We start from the raw sequence: 20081 nt of genomic DNA on the forward strand, positions 1-20081 counted from the left end.
TGAGGCCTGGGGTTTTTGGGTTTAACCACCCCACCAAATGATGAGCTTCACCATGCCGAACCTTAACCAACCGCGCAATGTGATCCCAGGCTTTGGCTTAACAATGGGGTTCTCGCTTTTCTATCTCGGATTAGTCTTCCTGATTCCCGTTGCCGGATTACTGATATTTACCACGACCATGAGCTGGGCTGACTTTTGGTCGGCCATTAGCCATCCCCAAGTCGTGGCATCTTACAAACTCTCTTTTGGCGCGTCATTGATCGGCGCCTTAATTAACTTATTCTTTGGCATGCTCGTGGCCTGGGTGCTAGTGCGCTACCGCTTTCCAGGTAAACGCATTGTTGATGCGCTGGTGGATCTCCCCTTTGCCTTGCCCACCGCTGTAGCAGGCATTGCCCTCGTAACACTTTACGCCAGCACTGGGTGGGTAGGCCAACACCTGGATGTCTTCGGCATTCGCGTTGCCTATACCCAATTGGGCGTTGTGGTAGCACTCACCTATATTGGTTTGCCTTTTGTTGTACGCACAGTTCAACCGGTATTAGAGGATTTAGAAGCGGAGTTTGAAGAGGTATCCGCTAGCCTGGGCGCTAGCCGTTTCACTACTATCCGGCGGGTGATTTTCCCAGCACTGCTTCCTGCAGCATTAACAGGCTTTGCATTAGCATTTGCACGTGCACTGGGGGAGTACGGATCCGTTGTATTTATCTCAGGCAACCTACCATATAGAACCGAAATCACCCCATTACTAATAGTCACCAAGATTGAGCAATTTGACTATCAAGGTGCCGCCGCTATCGGCACGGTGATGCTGCTCGCTGCTTTCTTGCTACTGCTGCTGATTAATGGCCTGCAGTGGTGGGCTTCTCGGCGCCACTAAGGATCTCTCCATGTCATTAACAAATACTTCATCTTCATTATCCAACTCGTCACTGGAAAAGCGCTGGCGTCGCGCTACTGAAGAGCCTGCTTGGCTACGGCTCAGCCTAATTATTATCGCGCTTACTTTTCTAGGGCTCTTCCTGGTGCTTCCACTGATCGTGGTACTTTACAGCGCCTTCAGCCAGGGACTATCGGCCTGGCAAGCGGCCGTCACTGAGCCCGACGCCTTGGCTGCTATCCGTTTAACATTGCTGGTGGTGATTATCGTCGTACCCGCCAATATGGTGTTCGGCGTAGCGACCGCCTGGGCCGTTGCTAAATTCGAGTTCCGAGGTAAGTCCGTATTAATCTCACTGATCGATATGCCTTTCGCTATTTCACCGGTGGTGGTAGGCCTGATTTTCGTCGTCATGTTTGGCTCCCAGGGCTGGCTTGGCCCCTGGCTGTATGAGCACGACTTAAAAATTCTCTATGCGGTTCCTGGCATCGTGATTGTCATCATATTTGGCACACTGCCGTTTATTGCTCGTGAGCTTATCCCTTTGATGCAGCAGCAGGGTAAAGAGGAAGAAGAAGCTTCGTTAACACTCGGCGCCAACGGCTGGAAAACCTTCTGGTACGTCACGCTTCCCAATATCAAATGGGGCCTTATATACGGCGTAATTTTGTGTAATGCCCGCGCAATGGGCGAGTTTGGTGCAGTAGCGGTTGTTTCTGGCCGGATTCGCGGGGAAACCAACACCATGCCGCTGCATATCGAAGTGCTCTACAACGAATACATGTTTACCGCCGCTTTTGCCGTCTCTTCGCTTTTGACAGGCCTTGCGCTAGTCACCATTGCGATTAAGAGCGCCGTTGAGTGGAACGACGAGCGTCGCCAGCGTATCGCCTCCGCCTGATCCCTTAGCGCTTTACAGAGATAAGAGACTATTTATGAGTATTGAAATCGATCACGTTAACAAACATTTTCGCGACTTTGTCGCGGTCGATAATGTCAGCCTAACGTTCCGTGATGGCGAGCTCACTGCCCTGCTCGGCCCTTCTGGTTCCGGCAAGACAACGCTTTTACGCATCATAGCCGGACTAGAACAGCCAGATACCGGGAGAATCCGCTTTCACGGCGAAGACACTACCGACCTGCATGTCAGCGAGCGCGGTGTTGGCTTTGTCTTTCAGCACTATGCCTTATTCAAGCATATGACCGTGTTTCAGAACGTCGCTTACGGGTTAACCGTCCGGCCACGCAAAACCCGTCCCAGTAAAGACCAGATTAAGCAGAAAGTTATGCGACTGCTGGAGCTCGTGCAGTTGGACTGGACCGCCCACCGCTACCCCCATCAGCTCTCCGGCGGCCAGCGCCAGCGGATTGCCCTGGCCCGCGCACTGGCGGTAGAGCCTAAAGTACTGTTGCTTGATGAGCCTTTCGGCGCACTGGATGCCAAAGTGCGCGCCGAACTGCGCCGCTGGCTACGCCGACTACACGACGATATCCACGTGACCAGCGTGTTCGTTACCCATGACCAGGAAGAGGCGCTGGAAGTCTCAGATCGGGTGGTGGTGATGAACAAAGGCCGCGTAGAACAGGATGGTTCACCAGAGGATGTGTATGACCACCCGGCCAACCCATTCGTGTACCAGTTCCTCGGTAATGTGAACCTATTTCATGCAAGGGTTCATGATGGGATTGCCCGCATTGGCGATATACAACTGCCAGCGCCTGAATTTCAAGGGTACAAAAATGAGCAAGGCCAGGCGTATGTAAGACCCCATGAAATTGAGGTATTCGCCGGGCGCGAACACTCAGATGCGCTGCACGCCAAAATAGAGCTGGTATCGGTAGTAGGCCCTACCGTGCGGCTTGAGTTGCGTACGGATAACAGCGAGGAGCTCATTCACGCAGAGCTTACCAAGCACCGTTTCCGGGCATTAGGCTTAGCACAGGGTGGCGATGCCTGGATTCGCCCCACTTACAGCCGCGTGTTCTTGCCGGATGAACGTGTTTCAAACGGCTAAGGGCCTAATGAGGAAGTGGCGTCGCTGGTGCAAGCAGCACCAGCGGTCAGCTCGCTCTGCCTCAGATAACACCCAGCCAGTGCCCTGGTTTGGACCACGAGACATTAATGACTGGGTGGATGGGCCATAAGGCCCAAGTGCAATATTCAACTGCCGCTTACATCTACCCAGGAATTCTGGCGTTATATAACCTGGAATCCATGAGTCCCATCTTTCTCCAACTGCGCGACTAAACCAAACTCCCAATCCAAAACTGTATTGATCTTTTCATACTCCGCCACACCCACTTCTTAGATTAACTCTAGATATATAAATCTCAACTTTTCATATAGCCAAAGGAACCTTTCCCAGTTAAAGCCCCCTATTCTTTTTAATTATTACTTTTTTTGAATAACCTTTTCTTTTTTAACTATTTAAGCGAATAGGAATCACGTTGGTAGCATAAATCAACACTCTTTCTAGCTTAATTCTTTATTTCACGGTTTTTTCCATTTTTGGAGGGATTTTCTATGTCCATAGCATCACAAAGGCTAGCGTCTAACAAGTGGGCCGACAGCGCGCTGCCATGGGCGGTTCCCATTGTATTAATACTGCTTTGGCAGTTGGCGGTGACGTTCGGTTGGATTTCAAGCCGCATCATGCCCGCGCCGTTGGCGGTGCTTGAGGCTGGCTGGAAGTTAACCGCGTCAGGTGACATCTTCTATCACCTAGGCATCAGCTTTCAGCGTGCTGCGTTGGGTTTTCTGATTGGTGGCGGGATAGGACTTGGGCTAGGCCTGATTAGCGGTCTCTCACACTGGGGAGAAAAGCTACTAGACAGTACCGTGCAAATGATTCGTAACATACCGCATTTGGCGCTCATTCCTTTGGTCATCCTTTGGTTTGGAATCGATGAGACCGCTAAAGTTTTCTTGGTCGTTCTTGGCACAGCGTTTCCTATTTACCTCAATACGTTCCATGGCATTCGCAATATCGACCCAAACTTAATGGAAATGGCTCGAAGCTATGGGCTCTCAGGGTGGCCACTTTTCACCAACGTTATCCTTCCCGGTGCTATGTCTTCAATTTTGGTAGGGGTGCGTTATTCACTCGGCTTGATGTGGCTAACGTTGATCGTGGCGGAAACTATTTCAGCCAGTGAAGGCATTGGTTATCTGGCCATGAATGCGCGTGAATTTTTGCAAACCGACGTCGTCGTGCTCGCCATTGTGCTCTATGCGCTACTTGGCAAGCTAGCGGATGAAGCTGCCCGCGTCCTTGAACGGCGCTGGCTACGCTGGCACCCCGCCTATGTGAAGGGAGACTGAACATGAGTTTTTCTACCTATTCAGAAACAACGACACCAGTTAAAGAAAGCGCTGCCAGCAGTGCTCGCACCTCCCTCTCTTCACCGAAAGGAGGTACGCATTTACACCTCAAAGGCGTGGTGAAAAAGTTTGGCGAGCTGGAAGTACTCAAAGGCATCGACCTGGAGATCGAGAAAGGCCAGTTCATCGCTATCGTGGGTCGTAGCGGTTGCGGAAAAAGCACGCTACTACGCCTTATTGCCGGGTTGGATCGCCACAACACAGGCACCTTAAGTGCCGACGGCCATGCAGACTTGGTATCCACCGATATTCGTATGATGTTTCAGGATGACCGGCTGCTGCCCTGGAAATCTGTGATCGACAATATTGGGCTGGGCCTGAAAGGTGACTGGAGGCCTCGCGCGTTAAGAGTCTTAGAAGAAGTCGGCCTCTCTGACAAAGCCGATGTATGGCCCGCCAAGCTGTCGGGCGGCCAGCGTCAGCGAGTTGCCTTAGCGCGCGCCCTCATTCATCAGCCACAGCTCCTGCTACTGGATGAGCCGCTAGGGGCGCTGGATGCATTAACACGCATCGAAATGCAGCGCCTAATCGAGCGACTCTGGCAACAAAATGGCTTCACCGTGCTACTGGTGACTCATGATGTGCAAGAGGCTGTTCAACTGGCGGATCGCGTCATTGTGCTTGAACAGGGCCAGATTGGTATGGATATGAATGTTGAGATTGCACGGCCACGTGAGCAAGCGAGCGCCGCCGTTTCGGCCATTGAAGGAAAAGTGTTGAAACGCGTATTAGGCCAATAACAAACATCTGACCTTACCCTTTGGCATTTCTCATAACCCCAAAGCACACGGAACGTGCGCGTTAAGGAACACCTCCATGAAACCTTTTGCTCTACCACTTTCATTCAACCGTTCGATAATCGTTGGCGCAGTAGCGGCCGCTACGCTGCTACAGGCGCCATTTAGCCTAGCGGAAGAATTACGCATCGGTTATCAGCGTTCGTCTACCTTAATGAGTGTGTTAAGGGACAATAATTCCCTGGAAGAAAAGCTGGCGGAACAGGGCGTTACCATTGACTGGTATGAATTCACCAGTGGCTTACCGATGCTTGAGTCGCTGAATGTTGGCAATATCGACATTAGCGCTGACGTGGCGGACACCGTCCCCATCTTTGCCCAGGCAGCGGGGGCAGACCTAACCTTCTATGCCAGTGAAGCCGCCTCGCCCTCTGGACAAGCGCTTATCGTACTGGAAGACAGTGATATTGAAACGCTGGAAGATCTTGCGGGTAAGCGCATTACCGTCACCCGTGGAGCAGGCAACCACTACTTGCTGATTGCAGCACTCGAAAGCGTTGGCCTGACCCTTGACGATGTCCAGGTTTCCTACCTCCCCCCCGCCGATGCGCGTGCTGCTTTTTCGCAAGGCAGCGTGGATGCATGGATTGCCTGGGAACCCTTCCTCTCAACTTCCCGTGCAACTTTGGAAACACGCACCATTACTGACGGTAGCGACGGTTTAGCGAGTTACAAGCGCTATTATCTAGCGACAACACCCTATGCGGAAGCCAATCCAGAGGTCATTGCTACCGTTTATGACGCGCTCTATGAGGCGGGCCTATGGATCAAAGCCAACCCAGAGGAAGCGAGCGAGCTTTTATCGCCATTATGGGGCGACCTCGACCCTGAGATTTTACAAAATGCGCTGCAAAACCGCAGCTATGACGTACAGCCTGTGACGCTTGAGGGTCTTAGCGAGCAGCAGAAAATTGCCGATGCCTTCCTGGCTGCGGATATTCTGCCTAACGCCGTCGATGCCCTAGATTCACCGATTTGGCAACCAGGAGAGTAACATGGCTGAGTCTTATGACACTTCCCAAGCAATACCTAGAGTTACCAAAGGGAAGTTTCTATGGTTTTTACCCACTCATGGAGATGGGCATTATTTAGGCACGGCCAAAGGAGGCCGCGAGGTCAGCCTTGGCTACCTGAAGCAGATTGCCCAAGCGGCAGACCAACTCGGCTTTTACGGGGTTCTTCTTCCCACTGGCCGAAGCTGCGAAGACTCATGGGTGATTGCCTCCGCTCTGGTACCTACCACTGAGCGCTTGCGCTTTCTCGTTGCAGTGCGCCCGGGGTTGCAGTCGCCCACTGTGGCAGCGCGTATGACCGCAACCCTTGACCGCATTTCCAATGGTCGATTGCTGATCAATGTAGTGACCGGGGGCGATCCCGTTGAGAATAAGGGCGATGGCATCTTCCTGCCCCACGACCAACGGTATGAAGTTACCCGGGAGTTCTTGGATGTCTACCGTCGTTTGCTTGCCGGTGAAAATGTTACCTACCAGGGTAAGCATATCCATATTGAAGAGGGTCAACTGATTTTTGAACCGGCTCAAACGCCCCATCCCCCCCTTTATTTTGGTGGTTCATCGGTAGCAGGCATCGAAGTAGCGGCGGATATCGTTGATAAATATCTCACCTGGGGTGAGCCACCGGCACAAGTGGCCGACAAAATTGCTACCGTGCGTGAAGCAGCCAACAAGGCGGGCCGTGAGTTAACGTTTGGCATCCGGCTGCATGTCATTGTGCGCGACACGGATGAAGAGGCATGGGCAGCGGCAGATAAACTTATTGAGCATGTAGATGATGAGACCATTGCCGCTGCACAGAAGACGTTTTCACGTATGGATTCCGAAGGCCAGCGCCGGATGGCTGCCCTGCACGGTGGGCGGCGGGATAAACTTGAGGTCAGTCCCAACCTATGGGCAGGGGTGGGCTTGGTGCGCGGCGGCGCAGGCACCGCATTAGTCGGTAGCCCAGAAACCGTGGCCGAGCGTATTCGAGAGTATATGGCGGTGGGCGTCGATACCTTTATTTTCTCAGGTTACCCACACCTGGAAGAGGCTTACCACTTTGGTGAAAAGGTACTTCCACTGCTGCCAAAAGACCACGAGCCGCCACCCGCCATTGACACGCTTCGTGCAGCGGTGCGCGGCGAAATAGTTGCTAACAGTGCCAAGCCTCGCTAAACAAACACTTTTTTAATTAAGGAATCAATATGCCTCTTTGTTCAAAGAGGCATATTTTTTGTTTACCTTTATTTCTTAATAAGCTTTTCATTTATCCTTATTTACCAGCCATTGTTATTTTCTCCCCGTACGACATACTCTTTTTAATTGCAGAAATTTCAATCTGGGAGATTTAAGGATGACGTCATTAAACAAACACTATCTGATAGTACCCGGTTGGAATGGCTCTGGTCCGGATCACTGGCAAAGCCATTGGCAGACACAACTACCTAATAGTTCCCGTACACTCGTCAGTAGCTGGAGTCATCCTCAACTGGGCGATTGGGTTGCCTCATTGGAACGCGCCATTGCTCAGGCCAAGGGGCCTATTGTCCTGATTGCTCATAGCCTTGGATGCGTTACGGTTGCTCACTGGGCGGCCACACGACCCAATTTAAGGGCCAAGATACAGGGCGCACTGCTCGTCGCTCCTGCAGATGTAGAGCGTTTAAACGTAAATCCAAATTTAGCCGCGTTTGGCCCGATCCCCTTAACGCCATTGCCTTTTCCCAGTTTGGTAGTGGGTTCTACCAATGACCACACCGCCAGCCTTGAACGTATTCAGCATTTTGCTAATGAATGGCACAGCGCTCTACATATTATTCGCGATGCAGGTCATATTAATAGTGCATCGGGGCATACGCAATGGAGTGACGGTCTTCGCTTACTCAAGTGCTTTGATTATTACCGCGAGCTACATAGTGATCAGCGATGCAGTGCTTAATGTCTTTAGCTAAAAAATCACAATCTTCTCCTTCTCCTCCAGCGTCATCTTTCATCCCTCGTTAAGAGGGGTTTTTTTATCACCTTATTTATCCCTTACTTATGAATATCAACATCTAAAATACTTCCTAAGCTTTTATTTCTAAATAGATGATTATTTACAGAAGCACTGCCGATGCGCAAGCTCTAACCGCTCTGCATTGATTTATAAACACCTATTCAGGATAAGGACTTACGATGAAACTTCGCTCATTATTACTTTCTTCAGCACTCATAGCGGTTGCAACGGCCTCCTATGCCGATAATGTGGTACGCATTGGCACAACGTCTGGGGTTACGTCAGATTCACTGCTAGCGCTCAGTGATGAAATTAGTGAACGTGGTATTGATCTTCAGGTCACTGAGTTTAGCGACTGGACGCTCCCCAATGAAGCGCTTAACAACGGCGATATTGATCTTAACTTTTTCCAGCACCAAGCCTTTTTAGATAACGCGATCGACCAGCGTGGCTATGAGCTCAGCATGCTGGGATTGGGGTTATTGCAAAATATTGGCATCTACTCCAATACCCTCACCACGTTAGAGGATATTCCCGAAGGTGCTCGGGTGGCCGTTGCAAGTGACCCTGTCAATCAAGGGCGCGGGTTATTGCTGCTTCAACGTGCAGGATTAATCGAATTAAGTGACGGCGATGCCATTGGCGCAACCGTGCACGATATTACTTCTAACCCGAATAACCTCCACTTCCATGAAATTGATGGCCCGCAAATTGTTCGCAGTTTGAATGATGTAGATTTAGCAGTCTCTTGGCCCAGCCATTTCGTTAATGCAGGCCGCCCGGAGCAAGCTGGCGAAGCGCTGATTTATTCAGGCATTGATGACACTTTCTACGCCATGGGCTTTGTGGCCCAGGAAAGTCGCAAGGATGACGCTCTTCTTCTGGATGTCATCAATCAATTCCAAACGTCTCCTGCCGTAAGGGAAACCATTGATGCCAGCTATGGCGGCAATCCTGATCTCTATACGCTCCCCTGGGTAGAGTAGTTACTTATGACCTTATCACCCACTACTGCTTCTGCAGAAGGCTCCTTAATGGAGCCTCTCCCCATTGTTGCTGACCGTGTTCGTATTATCCGTAATGATGAAGAGGCAATCTCCACGGCACATGCACTTGCCAAGCGCTTCGCCCAAGAAGCTGCCACTCGCGATGCTGAACGGCGGCTTCCCTGGAAGGAACTTAATGAATTTTCTTACAGCGGCTTAGGCGGAATAACCGTGCCACGCGAATACGGCGGGGCGGATGTCTCTTATCAAACCGTTGCGGAGGTTTTTCGCCTTTTAAGTGCTGCAGACCCCGCTTTGGGTCAAATTCCTCAAAACCAGTTTGGCGTACTGGGCGTAGTGAAAGAGCTGGCTAGCGAAGCGCAGAAAGCGCACTGGTTTGGCCTTGTCTTGAAAGGTCAACGATTTGGCAACGCAGGGCCCGAGCGGGGAACCAAAACCATTCTGCATCAGCGCACCCGCCTTGCTGAACAGCAAGGCCAAGATAAACTCAGCCTTAATGGCACCCGCTTCTACTCCACCGGCGCACTCTATGCCCATTGGATCCCTACCCGCGCTCTGGATGAACAGGGCCGTGCTGTGCTGGCTTTTGTGCCACGTACAGCACCAGGCGTAAACGTTATCGACGACTGGTCGGCCTTTGGTCAACGTATCACGGCCAGTGGCACCGTCACGTTTAACGATGTTCAGGTTCCCTTGGAACATACCCTGCCGGTGTGGCAAATCGCCAATAAGCCTGGGCTGAGCGGCCCCTCTTCACAGCTCATTCAGGCCGCTATTGATGCAGGCATTGCCAGTAACGCTATCGACGATGCTCTTCAGTTTGTGCGCGAACACGCCCGCCCCTGGACAGATTCCGGCGTTGCTCGCGCCAGCGATGACCCTTACACCATCCATGCATTTGGTCGCCTGAAAATCGACCTCCATGCCGCCAACGCGGTGCTTCAGGAAGCTGCCACGACGCTTGATGAGATCGCCCGCCAGCCGATTGACGATAAAGGCAGTGCAAGAGCGTCCGTTGCGGTGGCAGAAGCGAAAATTCTCACTACGGAAATAGCACTTGAAGCCAGTGAGCGACTCTTTGAGCTTTCCGGGGCATCTGCCACTCGCGCCAAGCACAACTTGGATCGCCATTGGCGTAACGCGCGTACCCACACTCTGCACGACCCGGTTCGCTGGAAATATCACTTACTCGGCAACTACTACCTCAATGACGTGCTACCCGCACGACATCAATGGAATTAAGTGAGCAACCATGACTGAAGCGACCCTCATTTCCCCTCACGTAAGTCGCGTGGGATTGATCACTAGTGATCAGCAAGCAATTGCGACTGCACACACCCTGGCGAGCCATTTTGAACAGCAAGCAGCCCAGCGTGATAAAGAGCGCCTGCTGCCGTGGCAAGAGCTTGATGACTTTACAAAAAGCGGCTTATGGGCGATCACCGTACCCGCTGACTATGGCGGACCAGAGCTAAGTAGTGATGCACTTGCCCAAGTGATTGCCATCATTGCCGCAGCCGATGGCTCTATAGCCCAAATTCCCCAAAACCACTTTTATGCCCTTGAGGTGTTGCGCGTAGGCGGCAGTGAATCGCAGAAGCGCTTCTTCTATTCAGAGGTCATTAGCGGTAAGCGGTTGGGTAATGCACTCGCGGAAATAGGCCATAAGGATTACAAACGCCGCACCAGACTGTACAGAGACGCTAGTCAAAAGTGGCGCGTCAACGGGCAAAAATTTTACTGCACCGGCGCGCTTTACGCCCACTGGATACCAACATTGGTGGTGGATGAAGCAGAGCGCCAACAGCTGGTATTCATCCCCAAATCAGCACATGGGGTCACCATTACCGACGACTGGGACGGCTTTGGCCAACGCCTTACGGGAAGTGGCTCAGTTCAGTTGGACAACGTATTGGTAGACCCCTTATGGGTAGTGCCGTTTACCGACTCCTTTGAACGTCCCACTGCTATCGGCCCCTTTGCGCAGTTGATGCACGCCGCGATTGATTTGGGCATTGCACAAGGCGCTTTCGCCACCACACTGGCGTTCGTCAAACAACATGCCAGGCCCTGGATTGATGCCGGCGTGGAGCAGGCAAACGAAGACCCGCTGTTAATTGAGCGAGTAGGAAATCTCTCCGTGCGCCTAAAAGCGGCAAAGAGCCTGCTTAAACGAGCGGCTGGCAGCGTTGCCATTGCCCAGCAAACACCCGATGACGACAGCGTGGCGCAAGCCTCCATCGATGTCGCCGAAGCGAAAGTACTCACCACCGAGGTTTCATTGTTGGCAGGTTCTCAGTTATTCGAGCTATCCGGCACGGGGGCAACGTTGGATAACCGGCAGTTAGACCGGTTCTGGCGCAATGCCCGCACACATACCTTACATGACCCTGCCCGCTGGAAGCTGCACGCAATAGGCAATTTCTACCTCAATGGGCAACGCCCACCCCGTCACGGAGCGATCTAAACGATGCCAGCGCCCAAAAAACATATCCTGCTCAATGCGTTCAATATGAACAGTGTCGGCCATATCAATCATGGGTTATGGACACACCCAAGGGATAACTCATCAGACTACAACACGCTGGAATACTGGACGGAGTTGGCTAAAACGCTGGAGCGTGGTCTTTTTGACGGCCTGTTTATTGCCGATATCATCGGGGTGTATGACGTTTATCAAAATAGTGTTGAGACGACGTTGCGGGAGTCCGTGCAGTTGCCGCTCAATGACCCTGCCGTACTTGTCTCAGCGATGGCCGCAGTGACTCAGCATTTAGGCTTTGGTATTACCGCCAACTTAAGTTTTGAGCCGCCCTATCTCTTTGCTCGCCGCATGTCGACACTCGATCATCTCACCCGTGGCCGCGTCGGTTGGAATATCGTCACGGGGTATCTCGATAGCGGTTCGAAAGCCGCCGGTCTCCATGGCCTTGCCCCGCATGATGAGCGCTATGACCGCGCGGACGATTACCTAGAACTACTCTACAAACTATGGGAAGGCAGCTGGGAAGATGATGCCGTATTGCGCGACCGCCAGGCTCGCGTGTTTAGCGACCCCGCCAAAGTGCACAAAATCATTCATCAAGGCCCTTACTACCAGATGGAGGGCTATCACCTGAGTGAACCCTCGTTACAGCGCACGCCCGTGCTGTATCAAGCAGGTTCTTCACCCCGTGGCCAGCAATTTGCCGCTCGTCACGCAGAAGCGGTATTTATCAGTGCCCAGGATAAGGGCGAGGCAAAACGAGCAGTGGATAGCCTACGCCGTCAAGCCGTTGAAGCGGGTCGCAAAGCAGACGATATCAAAATCTTCGCAGGCATTGCGATGATTACCGGCACCCACCAACAGGAGGCGCAGGATAAGTACGATGATTACCGCCGCTATGCCAGCCCCGAAGCAGGGCTTGCCCACTTCTCTAGCAGCGTCGGCATCGATTTTGATCGCTTTGAGCTGGATGAGCCGATTCACTACGGCAACAGCAATGCCATACAGTCAGCGGCGAGCAGTGCCCAAGCCAACGCCATGACCAAGCGTAAGTTACTGGAACGCTTCAAACTAGGCAGCCGCTACCCCACCTTGGTAGGCAACCCTTCCTATATCGCCGATGAACTTGAGTCATGGATCACTGACGTAGGAATCGACGGTTTCAACGTATCACGCACGGTCACACCGGAAAGCTTTGAAGATATTGCCGACCTCATCGTGCCCGAGCTGCAAAATCGCGGCGTCTACAAAACCAGCTACCAGGAAGGCAGCCTACGCCACAAACTCTTTAGTGCCGGGGACAAGCTTCCGAGCTATCACGCCGGGGCGCAGTATCGGAGAGTAAAAGAGGCACATGCCAATGAGGAGGCCACCGTATGAAAGCACTAGCCATGGCTGGAGTACTCACGTTAACAGCGGCAACAGCATATGCGGACGCTTTACGCATTGGTGTAACACCAGGTGCATTGGCAGACTCGGTCATCGTTGCAGCAGAAGAAGCCCAGCAGTTAGGAATTGATGTTGAGGTGGTGGAGTTTAGTGATTGGACAACACCTAATCTAGCATTGGCGAATGGAGATCTAGACGCTAACTATTTCCAGCATCAAGCATTTCTTGACAATGCTGTTGAGGAAAGAGGGTACCCAATCGAGTCCATTGCTTTCGGCATATTGCCGAATGTAGGCCTTTACTCGCAACGTATTGAGTCGCTGGATGATTTACAGGATGGGGCACGTGTAGCGGTAGCCAGCGATCCAGTCAATCAAGGACGTGGCCTACAGCTGCTGCAATCAGCAGGGTTGATAGAGCTTGACCCAAATGCAGGCGCAAAACCCACTCTAGATAGCGTTATCGCTAACCCGAAAGCGTTGCGTTTAATCGAAATCGAGGGGCCACAGCTTGTTCGAGCAATTAATGATGTGGACTTAGCCCAAGGCTATCCATCTCATATCGTCGCAGCTGAAGCCTTTGACCCTGGCAGTGCACTGCTTTTTTCAGGCCTTGAAGACGAATATTATGCAATTCGTTTTGTTGCCCATCATGACAACACTGGCAATGAAAAACTACTTGAATTTATTGACTTATATCAACATTCACCTGCCGTTAGAGAACAGATTCATCGTTCCAACGCCAATGATGATCGCCTCTACAGCCTTCCCTGGCTGAATCACTAATCTTACCCCCCTACCCCTTGGCCCAACGCCGATAGGCAATACGGGCCAAGGCATCCAGGAAAAATCCCAGAAACCCTATCAGCACTACCATGGCCATAAGTTCCGAATAGGCTAATCGATCTCGGGTGTCGAGTATGTAGTAACCCAACCCAGAGCTAACGCCCAACATCTCGCAGGGCACTAGAATGATCCACAAAATACCAATGGCCAGCCGCACCCCTGTCAGGATATTTCCGAAGACGCCCGGCAGAATCACATGAAAAAGCAGTTCGCGCCGAGTGGCACTCAAGCTGCGAGTTAGCTGCAACCAGCGGGGATCTAACTGCTTCACCCCAGAGGCGGTGTTCAACAAAATTGGCCATACGGCAGCAAAGGCAAGCAGAAAGTAGATCGGCTTGTTACCTACGCCTAGCACCATAACCGCGATGGGCATCCAGGAGAGAGGCGATATCATGCGTAGAAACTGGAACACTGGCGTGGTTGCCCACTCCACGTAGTGCGATGCTCCGACCAAAAGCCCCAGCGGAATACCCAACAACAAAGCAAGCCCGAGACCTACCAACACGCGCTGCAGGCTAGCAGCAATGTGCTCATACAACTCAGCCCGCCCCAGTAGCTCCGTCAAACTGGCGAGGGTTGCCTGCGGGGTAAACAGGTTACCTAGCCTACCCAACCCATCAAGCGGCCCAAGCCAGGCCCACCAGAGCAACAGTAAGGTTAAAATACCGACGCCCCCCAATAGCCAGGGGAGCGCCGCTTGTCGAATGATCCGCGTCAAACCTCGATCTCCTCATCTCGTTCAAAGCGCTCTGGAAAACCAAACGCTGAAAGACCGCCCACGGCTTCAATACTGCGGCGAACAAAACGATCATCGACAAGATCTCTTGCCACTTCTGCAGGATCCAAGGTATCCAGAAAACCAGCATTGCCTTCAACAACGGTGTTTTTCAGTTGGCGTACCAGCTCTTCGGTGTAGCTCGGGAAAGGGTAAGGCTGAAAGTCGATCCGCTGGGAATTCCACTCGGGGTGCTGAATCGCGCCTGACGATAAGTAGCCTTCTCGAGCACTCGCGGGTGGGGCGAGTACTTGCTTGAGCACCTCAGGTTCATGCGGAGTATAACGATGGGTTCCCGCCCGGGAGAGTAGCTCGGCAGCTTCTTTGCGATGATCGCGTGTCCATAATTGCGCTTTAACAATCGCATCGACGACTTTCTGTGACCACTCGGGGCGCTCTTTAAGGTCATGCTCGTGCATAAACACCACACAGCAGGCGTGCTGTTTCCAGATATCGCCTGTAAAGCGCGCCACCCGGCCAACGTTCATATGCTCTGCCAGTGCATTGAACGGTTCGGCAACAATGTAGCCGGCTATTCGACCACTGGCTAACGCCGGGGGCATATCGGAAGGAGGCATGACTACAAGGCCGACTTCATTGTCAGCGACAGCGGTATCCGGCCCGGCGCTGACAGGGGTTAATCCCTCTTCCCGAAGCAAGCGTTGCACCACGACGTTATGGATGGAATACCAGAAAGGAACTGCGACGTGCTTACCGCCCAGTTGGCTGACATCTTCAATATCGGGGGCAACGGTCAGGCCAGAACCATCCACGTGATTCCACGCGACTACTTTGGCGGGCACTTGGCTTCCGTAGCGCGCCCAAATCGTCATGGGTGAAAGCAGGTGTATTACGTTAACTTGCCCTGAAAGAAACGCTTCAATTACCTGTGCCCAGCTTCTTAACATCACGGGTGCGTCTGCTTGTACGCCCGCTTCTTCAAACAGGCCATGGTGATGGGCGACCAAAAGCGGCGCCGCATCAGTAATGGGCAAGTAACCAATGCGCACGGGGGCGTCTGGTTCTTGCGCAGCTGCGCGGCTACTTAATGCAGAAAGTAACGGCGCAGCACCTGCGGCGGTAAATAAAGCAGCGAGTTTTAAAATGTCACGCCGAGTAGGGGTAGGATCATTTAAGCACATGCCAGGTCTCCCTTAATGAGGTCGTTCGTTACCTTACGGCTAGAGTGTTGGAGCGTTTTGAGAATATCGATGCGCAGCAGGCCTAAGGCTTCAATGTGATCATCTCGCGGGTAAGGCAGATCAATTGACCACTCGTTGAGCGTGGTAGCGGGTGCACCACCCAGCAGCAGCACCCGCTGAGACAGCTGGAGTGCCTCATCAATATCGTGGGTAATGAGCAGTACCGCGGTGTGGCGAGCCTTGACGATGTCGATCAATAGCGCCTGCATCTCACCTCGTGTGACTTCATCAAGCGCCCCGAAAGGCTCGTCCAACAGCAGCACGCTTGGCTCTCTGGCCAAGCAGCGCGCCAGCGCGGTACGTTGTGCCATACCGCCTGACAACTCTTTGGGATAGCGTCGCCGGGCATGAGTGAGCCCCACAGCCTCCATTGCGCGCGCCACTTTTTCTTTACGTTGGGCGGTACTCTGTACCGGCTGACTGGCAAAGTTGAGCCCAAACCCTACATTCTGCTCGAGGTTCAACCACGGCAGCAGGCAGGGATCCTGAAAGGCTACCGCAACACGGGGGTGCGGTTTTTTATGTGGCTGGTTAAATAGCGTGACGTCACCTCGCTGGGGTGACTGCAAACCACCCAGCACACGTAGCAAACTCGATTTACCGACCCCGCTGGGGCCCAACACGGTGACAATTTCGCCAGCCTGGAGAGACGTTGAAAAATCTTCAAGCACAGGGTTCCAGCCTGCCCCATCGGCATATCCCAGCATTAGGTTATTAGCCTCAAGTACCGGCGAGGTCATATAAAGAGCACCTCTTGATGACGCAGCAGCTCAGCTTTCAGCTGCACCACGCTGGGCGTGATGATGGGAATAAACGCGGCCTCCCTCCATCGACGAGCGAAGCCATTGGCTGCGTTATGCACATACGCCTTACCACCTGAGGCTTGCAACTCTAGCTGGGAGGCATTTGCCACGACTTCAGCCAGCGTCAAACGTATCGCAAAGAGTTCAGCAGGGTGCTTGATAAAGCGCTGCTTGCTTAGCCCCTTCTGCAACTGCTTGCCTGCATGGCTTAAGTGCCGATCCACCCCTTCGTAGTCATCGCGCAGCGCTGAACGTGTGGGTCCAAGTTGCTGTTTGGCTGCTACTAAACAGCGGCGAGCCAACCCAATTGACATGCCACATTGCATGGCCAAGAACGCTGGCCGAACGCGCGGTAAAAAGGTGTTGGCTGAATGGGAAATGACCCACTCATCTGTTAGTGAGGCATTCTCAACCTTGATGGAGGCCGTATTACTGGCCCTTAGTGCGATTAGATCCAGATCGTCGCTGCGATTAATCCCCGCAAGATGACTGGGCAGCGCCGCAATCAGCGGCTGTTCATTTTCGACCTCTACTGCGGCTGCCACCACAAAGCCTTCTTTTCGCAAGTTAGTGGCCCAAGGCAACACGCCATCTAGTAAGCGCTTACTATCATCAATAGGCCTTCGAACGACGATGCCCAACGACTCAATACCGGCCAAGTATTTCATGGCATTGGATAACCCTGTCGCACCGGCCACCTCACCGCTTAGCAAAGAAGGCAACAACCGTTCTCTTAACTCCGGATTGTCGCCTTGCAGCAAATACTCAATAAACGCGCGGTGCCCCCAAAAAACAAAGGCAGCCGTTAACGACTGGGAGGCCACCTGAGCGATGGCCTCCACACTGTCAGCCACCTCTCCACCTACGCCTCCAAGTGAGGTGGGTACACCTATTTTAAACACCTCCGCAGCGGCCAGCTTGGGTAAGAGCTCGGCTTCGTTAATATGTCCCGAATCCAGTAAGTCGGCATGCTCAATTAACCATTGGTTAAGATGATCACTGATCATTGCCCCCTCCCCAGCGGTACGCTGCCAACTCGGAGTTGAGCGGCGTTCGCGCAAAGCTATTGGCAAAGTTGCACAGTGTCGCCAAGCTAACGCCAAGAATGACCTCCAGCGCCTGCTGTTGATCGAACCCTGCCTCTAGGAAAGAGTTGAGTGAGTCTTCACTAACGGCACCACGGTTAGCAATCACCTCTCGCGTGAAGGCAGCGAGTGCCTCATAGCGCTTATCCGGCAACTCTCCCTTTGCACGTAAGGCCTCAATGACCTCCTCCGATAATTTCGCCTTGTTTTTGGCGATGGCAGTATGGCCTGCGACACAAAAGCTGCAGCCATGGGTCGTGGCGGCCGTTAACTGGACAACCTCCCGCTCAGCCAAGCTTAAACTAGCACGCGCATTGATCGCCGAGACAGTTAAATAGGTTTCCAACGCCACCGGCGCATTGGCTAATACTTTTAAAAGATTGGGCAGATAGCCGGATTGCTCTTGAGCTTTCTGTAACCACGGCAGCGCATCAGCGGGTGCATCTTCAAGTGTTCTTAAGGTAACCAAAGACATTTCCAGACCTCCTGATAAGTAAGTAACGAAATCTTAGTAGTCAGAGGCATAGCGCTGAATACTATGGAGTCGTCGAAACTTGCTCTAGAGTGTTTCCGTTATATGAATTACTCACGTTCTCCTACCGATTGGTTATTAGAATTTATTGACCCAAAGGCGCGCCTTTTTCATACCGGCAATTATTGCGGTCGCTGGAAAGCCTCGTCTCATGGGCATGCCAACGCGAGCTTTCATTTGGTTGTTTCTGGGAATTGCTGGCTACATCTTGAAGGAGTAGCACCAGAGCCTCTCACGGCAGGCGATGGTGTCTTAATACTCCGCGACGTACCTTTTTGGCTGTCAAGCAGCGAAGCGACATCTGCGTTAACAGCAATACCCGTGACGCAGATGCAGCCGTTCACTCCCCACTCAACTAACGAAACCGGTTTAGTTTGTGGCTTTTTTGAAGTAGCGCCGGGTATTGGCCAGTGGGTAATAGAGGATTTACCCAACTTTATTATTTTCCGCCAATCATCCATCAGCATGCCGCAAATACCGGTCATCTTTTCTCTTATTGTTGAAGAAACACAGCGCGAACAGTCGCCCTCTCCCAGTTTATTAACGCGTTTAAGCGACTTGCTATTGCTTTATGTACTGCGTGAGCGCCTGCAACATTTGGAGGAGCTAGGTGGTGTGTTTGCGCTAGTCTCTTCGAGCACGTTGCTTCCTTTATTGGAACGCTTGGTCGCCGAACCCGATGCCGCTTGGACACTGCAAACCATGGCTGACACAGTGGGCATGTCGCGTTCTGCCTTTTTTAAACACTTTAACGATTGCACTGGTCAATCACCGGGGCAGGTGCTGTTAATGTTGAGGATGAAAATGGCCGCGCGTCACTTGCACAACAATCGTTCAGTGATAGAGGCAGCCGATTTGGTTGGTTATAAATCATTGGCTGCCTTTACTCGTGCCTTTTCACGCTTTTATGGCGAAGCACCCGGTGCTTTTCGCCGTCATACTAAGCAGCTATCCGCCTGAAGGGTGATCATCCACCGACTGCCGCAGTACCGCCTGAGTAATCCTGCTCCCTGGAGGTACATCGCGGGTTAGCCAAACGTTGCCACCAATTACAGCGCCGCGACCAATGGTGATACGGCCAAGAATGGTGGCACCGGCATAGATCACCACGTCGTCTTCCACAATGGGGTGGCGTGGCTCGCCTTTGGTGAGTGCACCCTGATCATCCTCATCGAATCTTACCGCGCCTAGCGTCACCGCCTGATAAAGGCGTACCCGCTCACCAATGACCGCCGTTTCACCGACCACAACCCCCGTGCCGTGGTCGATAAAGAAATGGCTGCCAATCGTTGCGCCAGGATGAATATCAATACCGGTCACCGAGTGGGCTTTTTCGGCAATAATTCTGGCGATGATTCTCAGCCCTTCCCCATAGAACACATGCGCGATGCGATGATGAATAATGGCTAATAGCCCTGGGTAGCACAGCAAAATTTCGTCTACCGAGGATGCTGCCGGGTCGCCGCGATAGGCAGCTATCACGTCCTGATCTAATTGCCGACGTAGTGCAGGCAGCAGGGTGGCAAAACGACGGACAAATTCATTCGCTTTACGATCTTGAGCCTGGGGTTCCAGGCGCGGCTGCTGGCAACTCAGTTCTAAACGCACCTGGGTCGCCAGAATATTCAACGCGTGACCAAGCTGATGCCCCACATAAAAATCCTCACTCTCCTTTTTGAGATCGGAGGGGCCCAAGCGCATAGGAAATAAGATGCCGCACAGGGCATCAATCACCTCATGTATATGGCGGTGAGCAGGAAGCTCCCGGGTGCCCAGGTCGGTCTCCCGCCCTTGGCGCTCGCGCCACTCGTGTCTCACCTGGCGTAACTCTGCCACCACACTGTCTAATGGCCATGGAGATGGCTCATTGTGGTTTTTTTCACTCATCTCAGCGTGGGCCTCTTC

At 52.6% G+C, this 20081-nt stretch carries 20 protein-coding genes; 14 read left to right on the plus strand and 6 right to left on the minus strand.

The annotated features are described in order from the left end of the window. The first annotated feature begins 52 nt into the window (after window positions 1–52). The 13 genes from cysT to CR46_RS0116375 all read left to right on the plus strand — a co-directional run bounded on the left by cysT (window position 53) and on the right by CR46_RS0116375 (window position 13719). A complete protein-coding gene (gene cysT / locus CR46_RS0116305) occupies window positions 53–880 on the plus strand; it encodes a sulfate ABC transporter permease subunit CysT (protein ID WP_030074456.1) in 828 nt (275 codons plus the stop codon). A 10-nt stretch (window positions 881–890) separates the two neighbouring features. After that, complete coding sequence (gene cysW, locus CR46_RS0116310; protein ID WP_030074458.1) at window positions 891–1781, plus strand: sulfate ABC transporter permease subunit CysW; 891 nt, start codon at window positions 891–893, stop codon at window positions 1779–1781. A gap of 34 nt (window positions 1782–1815) precedes the next feature. Next, window positions 1816–2895 (plus strand): sulfate/molybdate ABC transporter ATP-binding protein, encoded by a 1080-nt coding sequence (locus tag CR46_RS0116315; RefSeq protein WP_030074460.1) that lies wholly within the window; start codon window positions 1816–1818, stop codon window positions 2893–2895. 509 nt (window positions 2896–3404) lie between these two features. Further along, on the plus strand, window positions 3405–4202 hold the full coding sequence (gene ssuC / locus CR46_RS0116325; RefSeq protein ID WP_030074461.1) for an aliphatic sulfonate ABC transporter permease SsuC: 798 nt from the start codon (window positions 3405–3407) through the stop codon (window positions 4200–4202). A 2-nt stretch (window positions 4203–4204) separates the two neighbouring features. Next, entirely contained in the window at window positions 4205–5002 is a 798-nt protein-coding gene (locus CR46_RS0116330) for an ATP-binding cassette domain-containing protein (RefSeq protein WP_084180519.1), read from the plus strand. 76 nt (window positions 5003–5078) lie between these two features. Beyond that, on the plus strand, window positions 5079–6053 hold the full coding sequence (locus CR46_RS0116335; protein WP_030074463.1) for an aliphatic sulfonate ABC transporter substrate-binding protein: 975 nt from the start codon (window positions 5079–5081) through the stop codon (window positions 6051–6053). Window position 6054: 1 nt separating this feature from the next. Beyond that, window positions 6055–7233, plus strand: coding sequence for an FMNH2-dependent alkanesulfonate monooxygenase (ssuD, locus tag CR46_RS0116340; RefSeq protein ID WP_051690199.1), 1179 nt, complete (start codon window positions 6055–6057; stop codon window positions 7231–7233). 178 nt (window positions 7234–7411) lie between these two features. Further along, window positions 7412–7996 carry an RBBP9/YdeN family alpha/beta hydrolase gene (locus CR46_RS0116350; RefSeq protein ID WP_084180521.1) on the plus strand — a complete coding sequence of 195 codons (585 nt, stop codon included), beginning with the start codon at window positions 7412–7414 and terminating at the stop codon, window positions 7994–7996. 236 nt (window positions 7997–8232) lie between these two features. Next, window positions 8233–9039, plus strand: a complete 807-nt coding sequence (locus CR46_RS0116355) for a MetQ/NlpA family ABC transporter substrate-binding protein (protein WP_030074467.1) — start codon at window positions 8233–8235, stop codon at window positions 9037–9039. A gap of 6 nt (window positions 9040–9045) precedes the next feature. Next, a complete protein-coding gene (locus CR46_RS0116360; RefSeq protein WP_084180523.1) occupies window positions 9046–10302 on the plus strand; it encodes an SfnB family sulfur acquisition oxidoreductase in 1257 nt (418 codons plus the stop codon). A 10-nt stretch (window positions 10303–10312) separates the two neighbouring features. Then, window positions 10313–11527 (plus strand): SfnB family sulfur acquisition oxidoreductase, encoded by a 1215-nt coding sequence (locus CR46_RS0116365; RefSeq protein WP_030074469.1) that lies wholly within the window; start codon window positions 10313–10315, stop codon window positions 11525–11527. A gap of 3 nt (window positions 11528–11530) precedes the next feature. Continuing rightward, a complete protein-coding gene (locus CR46_RS0116370; RefSeq protein WP_030074470.1) occupies window positions 11531–12925 on the plus strand; it encodes an LLM class flavin-dependent oxidoreductase in 1395 nt (464 codons plus the stop codon). Continuing rightward, complete coding sequence (locus CR46_RS0116375; protein WP_030074472.1) at window positions 12922–13719, plus strand: MetQ/NlpA family ABC transporter substrate-binding protein; 798 nt, start codon at window positions 12922–12924, stop codon at window positions 13717–13719. The genes CR46_RS0116370 and CR46_RS0116375 overlap by 4 nt, the downstream gene beginning before the upstream one ends. Before the next feature lie 10 nt (window positions 13720–13729). Here CR46_RS0116375 and CR46_RS0116380 read toward each other — a convergent pair whose 3' ends face one another. The 5 genes from CR46_RS0116380 to CR46_RS0116400 are packed head-to-tail and all read right to left on the minus strand — an operon-like array spanning window position 13730 to window position 18119. Continuing rightward, the gene (locus CR46_RS0116380) at window positions 13730–14497 is read right to left on the minus strand and encodes an ABC transporter permease (RefSeq protein ID WP_198023740.1); all 768 of its coding nucleotides are present in this window, start codon (window positions 14495–14497) and stop codon (window positions 13730–13732) included. Continuing rightward, the gene (locus CR46_RS0116385) at window positions 14494–15696 is read right to left on the minus strand and encodes an ABC transporter substrate-binding protein (RefSeq protein ID WP_030074474.1); all 1203 of its coding nucleotides are present in this window, start codon (window positions 15694–15696) and stop codon (window positions 14494–14496) included. The genes CR46_RS0116380 and CR46_RS0116385 overlap by 4 nt, the downstream gene beginning before the upstream one ends. Beyond that, window positions 15687–16496, minus strand: coding sequence for an ABC transporter ATP-binding protein (locus tag CR46_RS0116390; protein ID WP_051690200.1), 810 nt, complete (start codon window positions 16494–16496; stop codon window positions 15687–15689). Before CR46_RS0116390 ends, CR46_RS0116385 begins: the two co-directional genes overlap by 10 nt. Further along, complete coding sequence (locus tag CR46_RS0116395) at window positions 16493–17566, minus strand: acyl-CoA dehydrogenase family protein (RefSeq protein ID WP_030074477.1); 1074 nt, start codon at window positions 17564–17566, stop codon at window positions 16493–16495. Before CR46_RS0116395 ends, CR46_RS0116390 begins: the two co-directional genes overlap by 4 nt. Continuing rightward, on the minus strand, window positions 17556–18119 hold the full coding sequence (locus CR46_RS0116400; RefSeq protein ID WP_030074478.1) for a carboxymuconolactone decarboxylase family protein: 564 nt from the start codon (window positions 18117–18119) through the stop codon (window positions 17556–17558). The genes CR46_RS0116395 and CR46_RS0116400 overlap by 11 nt, the downstream gene beginning before the upstream one ends. A 102-nt stretch (window positions 18120–18221) precedes the next feature. Here CR46_RS0116400 and CR46_RS0116405 point away from each other — a divergent pair, with 102 nt between their 5' ends. Continuing rightward, window positions 18222–19136: an AraC family transcriptional regulator gene (locus CR46_RS0116405; RefSeq protein WP_030074480.1), complete on the plus strand. Its 915-nt coding sequence runs from the start codon at window positions 18222–18224 to the stop codon at window positions 19134–19136. Here CR46_RS0116405 and epsC read toward each other — a convergent pair. Then, the gene (epsC, locus tag CR46_RS0116410; protein WP_030074481.1) at window positions 19125–20063 is read right to left on the minus strand and encodes a serine O-acetyltransferase EpsC; all 939 of its coding nucleotides are present in this window, start codon (window positions 20061–20063) and stop codon (window positions 19125–19127) included. The two genes, CR46_RS0116405 and epsC, sit on opposite strands and share 12 nt — an antisense overlap. Window positions 20064–20081: the final 18 nt, after the last annotated feature.

It is taken from the genome of Vreelandella neptunia (assembly GCF_000712975.1).
Classification (GTDB): domain Bacteria; phylum Pseudomonadota; class Gammaproteobacteria; order Pseudomonadales; family Halomonadaceae; genus Vreelandella; species Vreelandella qaidamensis.

What these genes read in the sequence shown, in the direction of transcription:
- CR46_RS0116360 (WP_084180523.1), top strand. Translation starts at nt 9,046, where the DNA reads ATGACCTTATCACCCACTACTGCTTCTGCAGAAGGCTCCTTAATGGAG.
- CR46_RS0116390 (WP_051690200.1), bottom strand. Translation starts at nt 16,496, where the DNA reads ATGACCTCGCCGGTACTTGAGGCTAATAACCTAATGCTGGGATATGCC.
- CR46_RS0116375 (WP_030074472.1), top strand. Translation starts at nt 12,922, where the DNA reads ATGAAAGCACTAGCCATGGCTGGAGTACTCACGTTAACAGCGGCAACA.
- CR46_RS0116365 (WP_030074469.1), top strand. Translation starts at nt 10,313, where the DNA reads ATGACTGAAGCGACCCTCATTTCCCCTCACGTAAGTCGCGTGGGATTG.
- epsC (WP_030074481.1), bottom strand. Translation starts at nt 20,063, where the DNA reads ATGAGTGAAAAAAACCACAATGAGCCATCTCCATGGCCATTAGACAGT.
- CR46_RS0116385 (WP_030074474.1), bottom strand. Translation starts at nt 15,696, where the DNA reads ATGTGCTTAAATGATCCTACCCCTACTCGGCGTGACATTTTAAAACTC.
- CR46_RS0116330 (WP_084180519.1), top strand. Translation starts at nt 4,205, where the DNA reads ATGAGTTTTTCTACCTATTCAGAAACAACGACACCAGTTAAAGAAAGC.
- cysW (WP_030074458.1), top strand. Translation starts at nt 891, where the DNA reads ATGTCATTAACAAATACTTCATCTTCATTATCCAACTCGTCACTGGAA.
- CR46_RS0116335 (WP_030074463.1), top strand. Translation starts at nt 5,079, where the DNA reads ATGAAACCTTTTGCTCTACCACTTTCATTCAACCGTTCGATAATCGTT.
- CR46_RS0116370 (WP_030074470.1), top strand. Translation starts at nt 11,531, where the DNA reads ATGCCAGCGCCCAAAAAACATATCCTGCTCAATGCGTTCAATATGAAC.
- ssuD (WP_051690199.1), top strand. Translation starts at nt 6,055, where the DNA reads ATGGCTGAGTCTTATGACACTTCCCAAGCAATACCTAGAGTTACCAAA.
- CR46_RS0116355 (WP_030074467.1), top strand. Translation starts at nt 8,233, where the DNA reads ATGAAACTTCGCTCATTATTACTTTCTTCAGCACTCATAGCGGTTGCA.
- CR46_RS0116400 (WP_030074478.1), bottom strand. Translation starts at nt 18,119, where the DNA reads ATGTCTTTGGTTACCTTAAGAACACTTGAAGATGCACCCGCTGATGCG.
- CR46_RS0116350 (WP_084180521.1), top strand. Translation starts at nt 7,412, where the DNA reads ATGACGTCATTAAACAAACACTATCTGATAGTACCCGGTTGGAATGGC.
- CR46_RS0116395 (WP_030074477.1), bottom strand. Translation starts at nt 17,566, where the DNA reads ATGATCAGTGATCATCTTAACCAATGGTTAATTGAGCATGCCGACTTA.
- cysT (WP_030074456.1), top strand. Translation starts at nt 53, where the DNA reads ATGCCGAACCTTAACCAACCGCGCAATGTGATCCCAGGCTTTGGCTTA.
- ssuC (WP_030074461.1), top strand. Translation starts at nt 3,405, where the DNA reads ATGTCCATAGCATCACAAAGGCTAGCGTCTAACAAGTGGGCCGACAGC.
- CR46_RS0116315 (WP_030074460.1), top strand. Translation starts at nt 1,816, where the DNA reads ATGAGTATTGAAATCGATCACGTTAACAAACATTTTCGCGACTTTGTC.
- CR46_RS0116405 (WP_030074480.1), top strand. Translation starts at nt 18,222, where the DNA reads ATGAATTACTCACGTTCTCCTACCGATTGGTTATTAGAATTTATTGAC.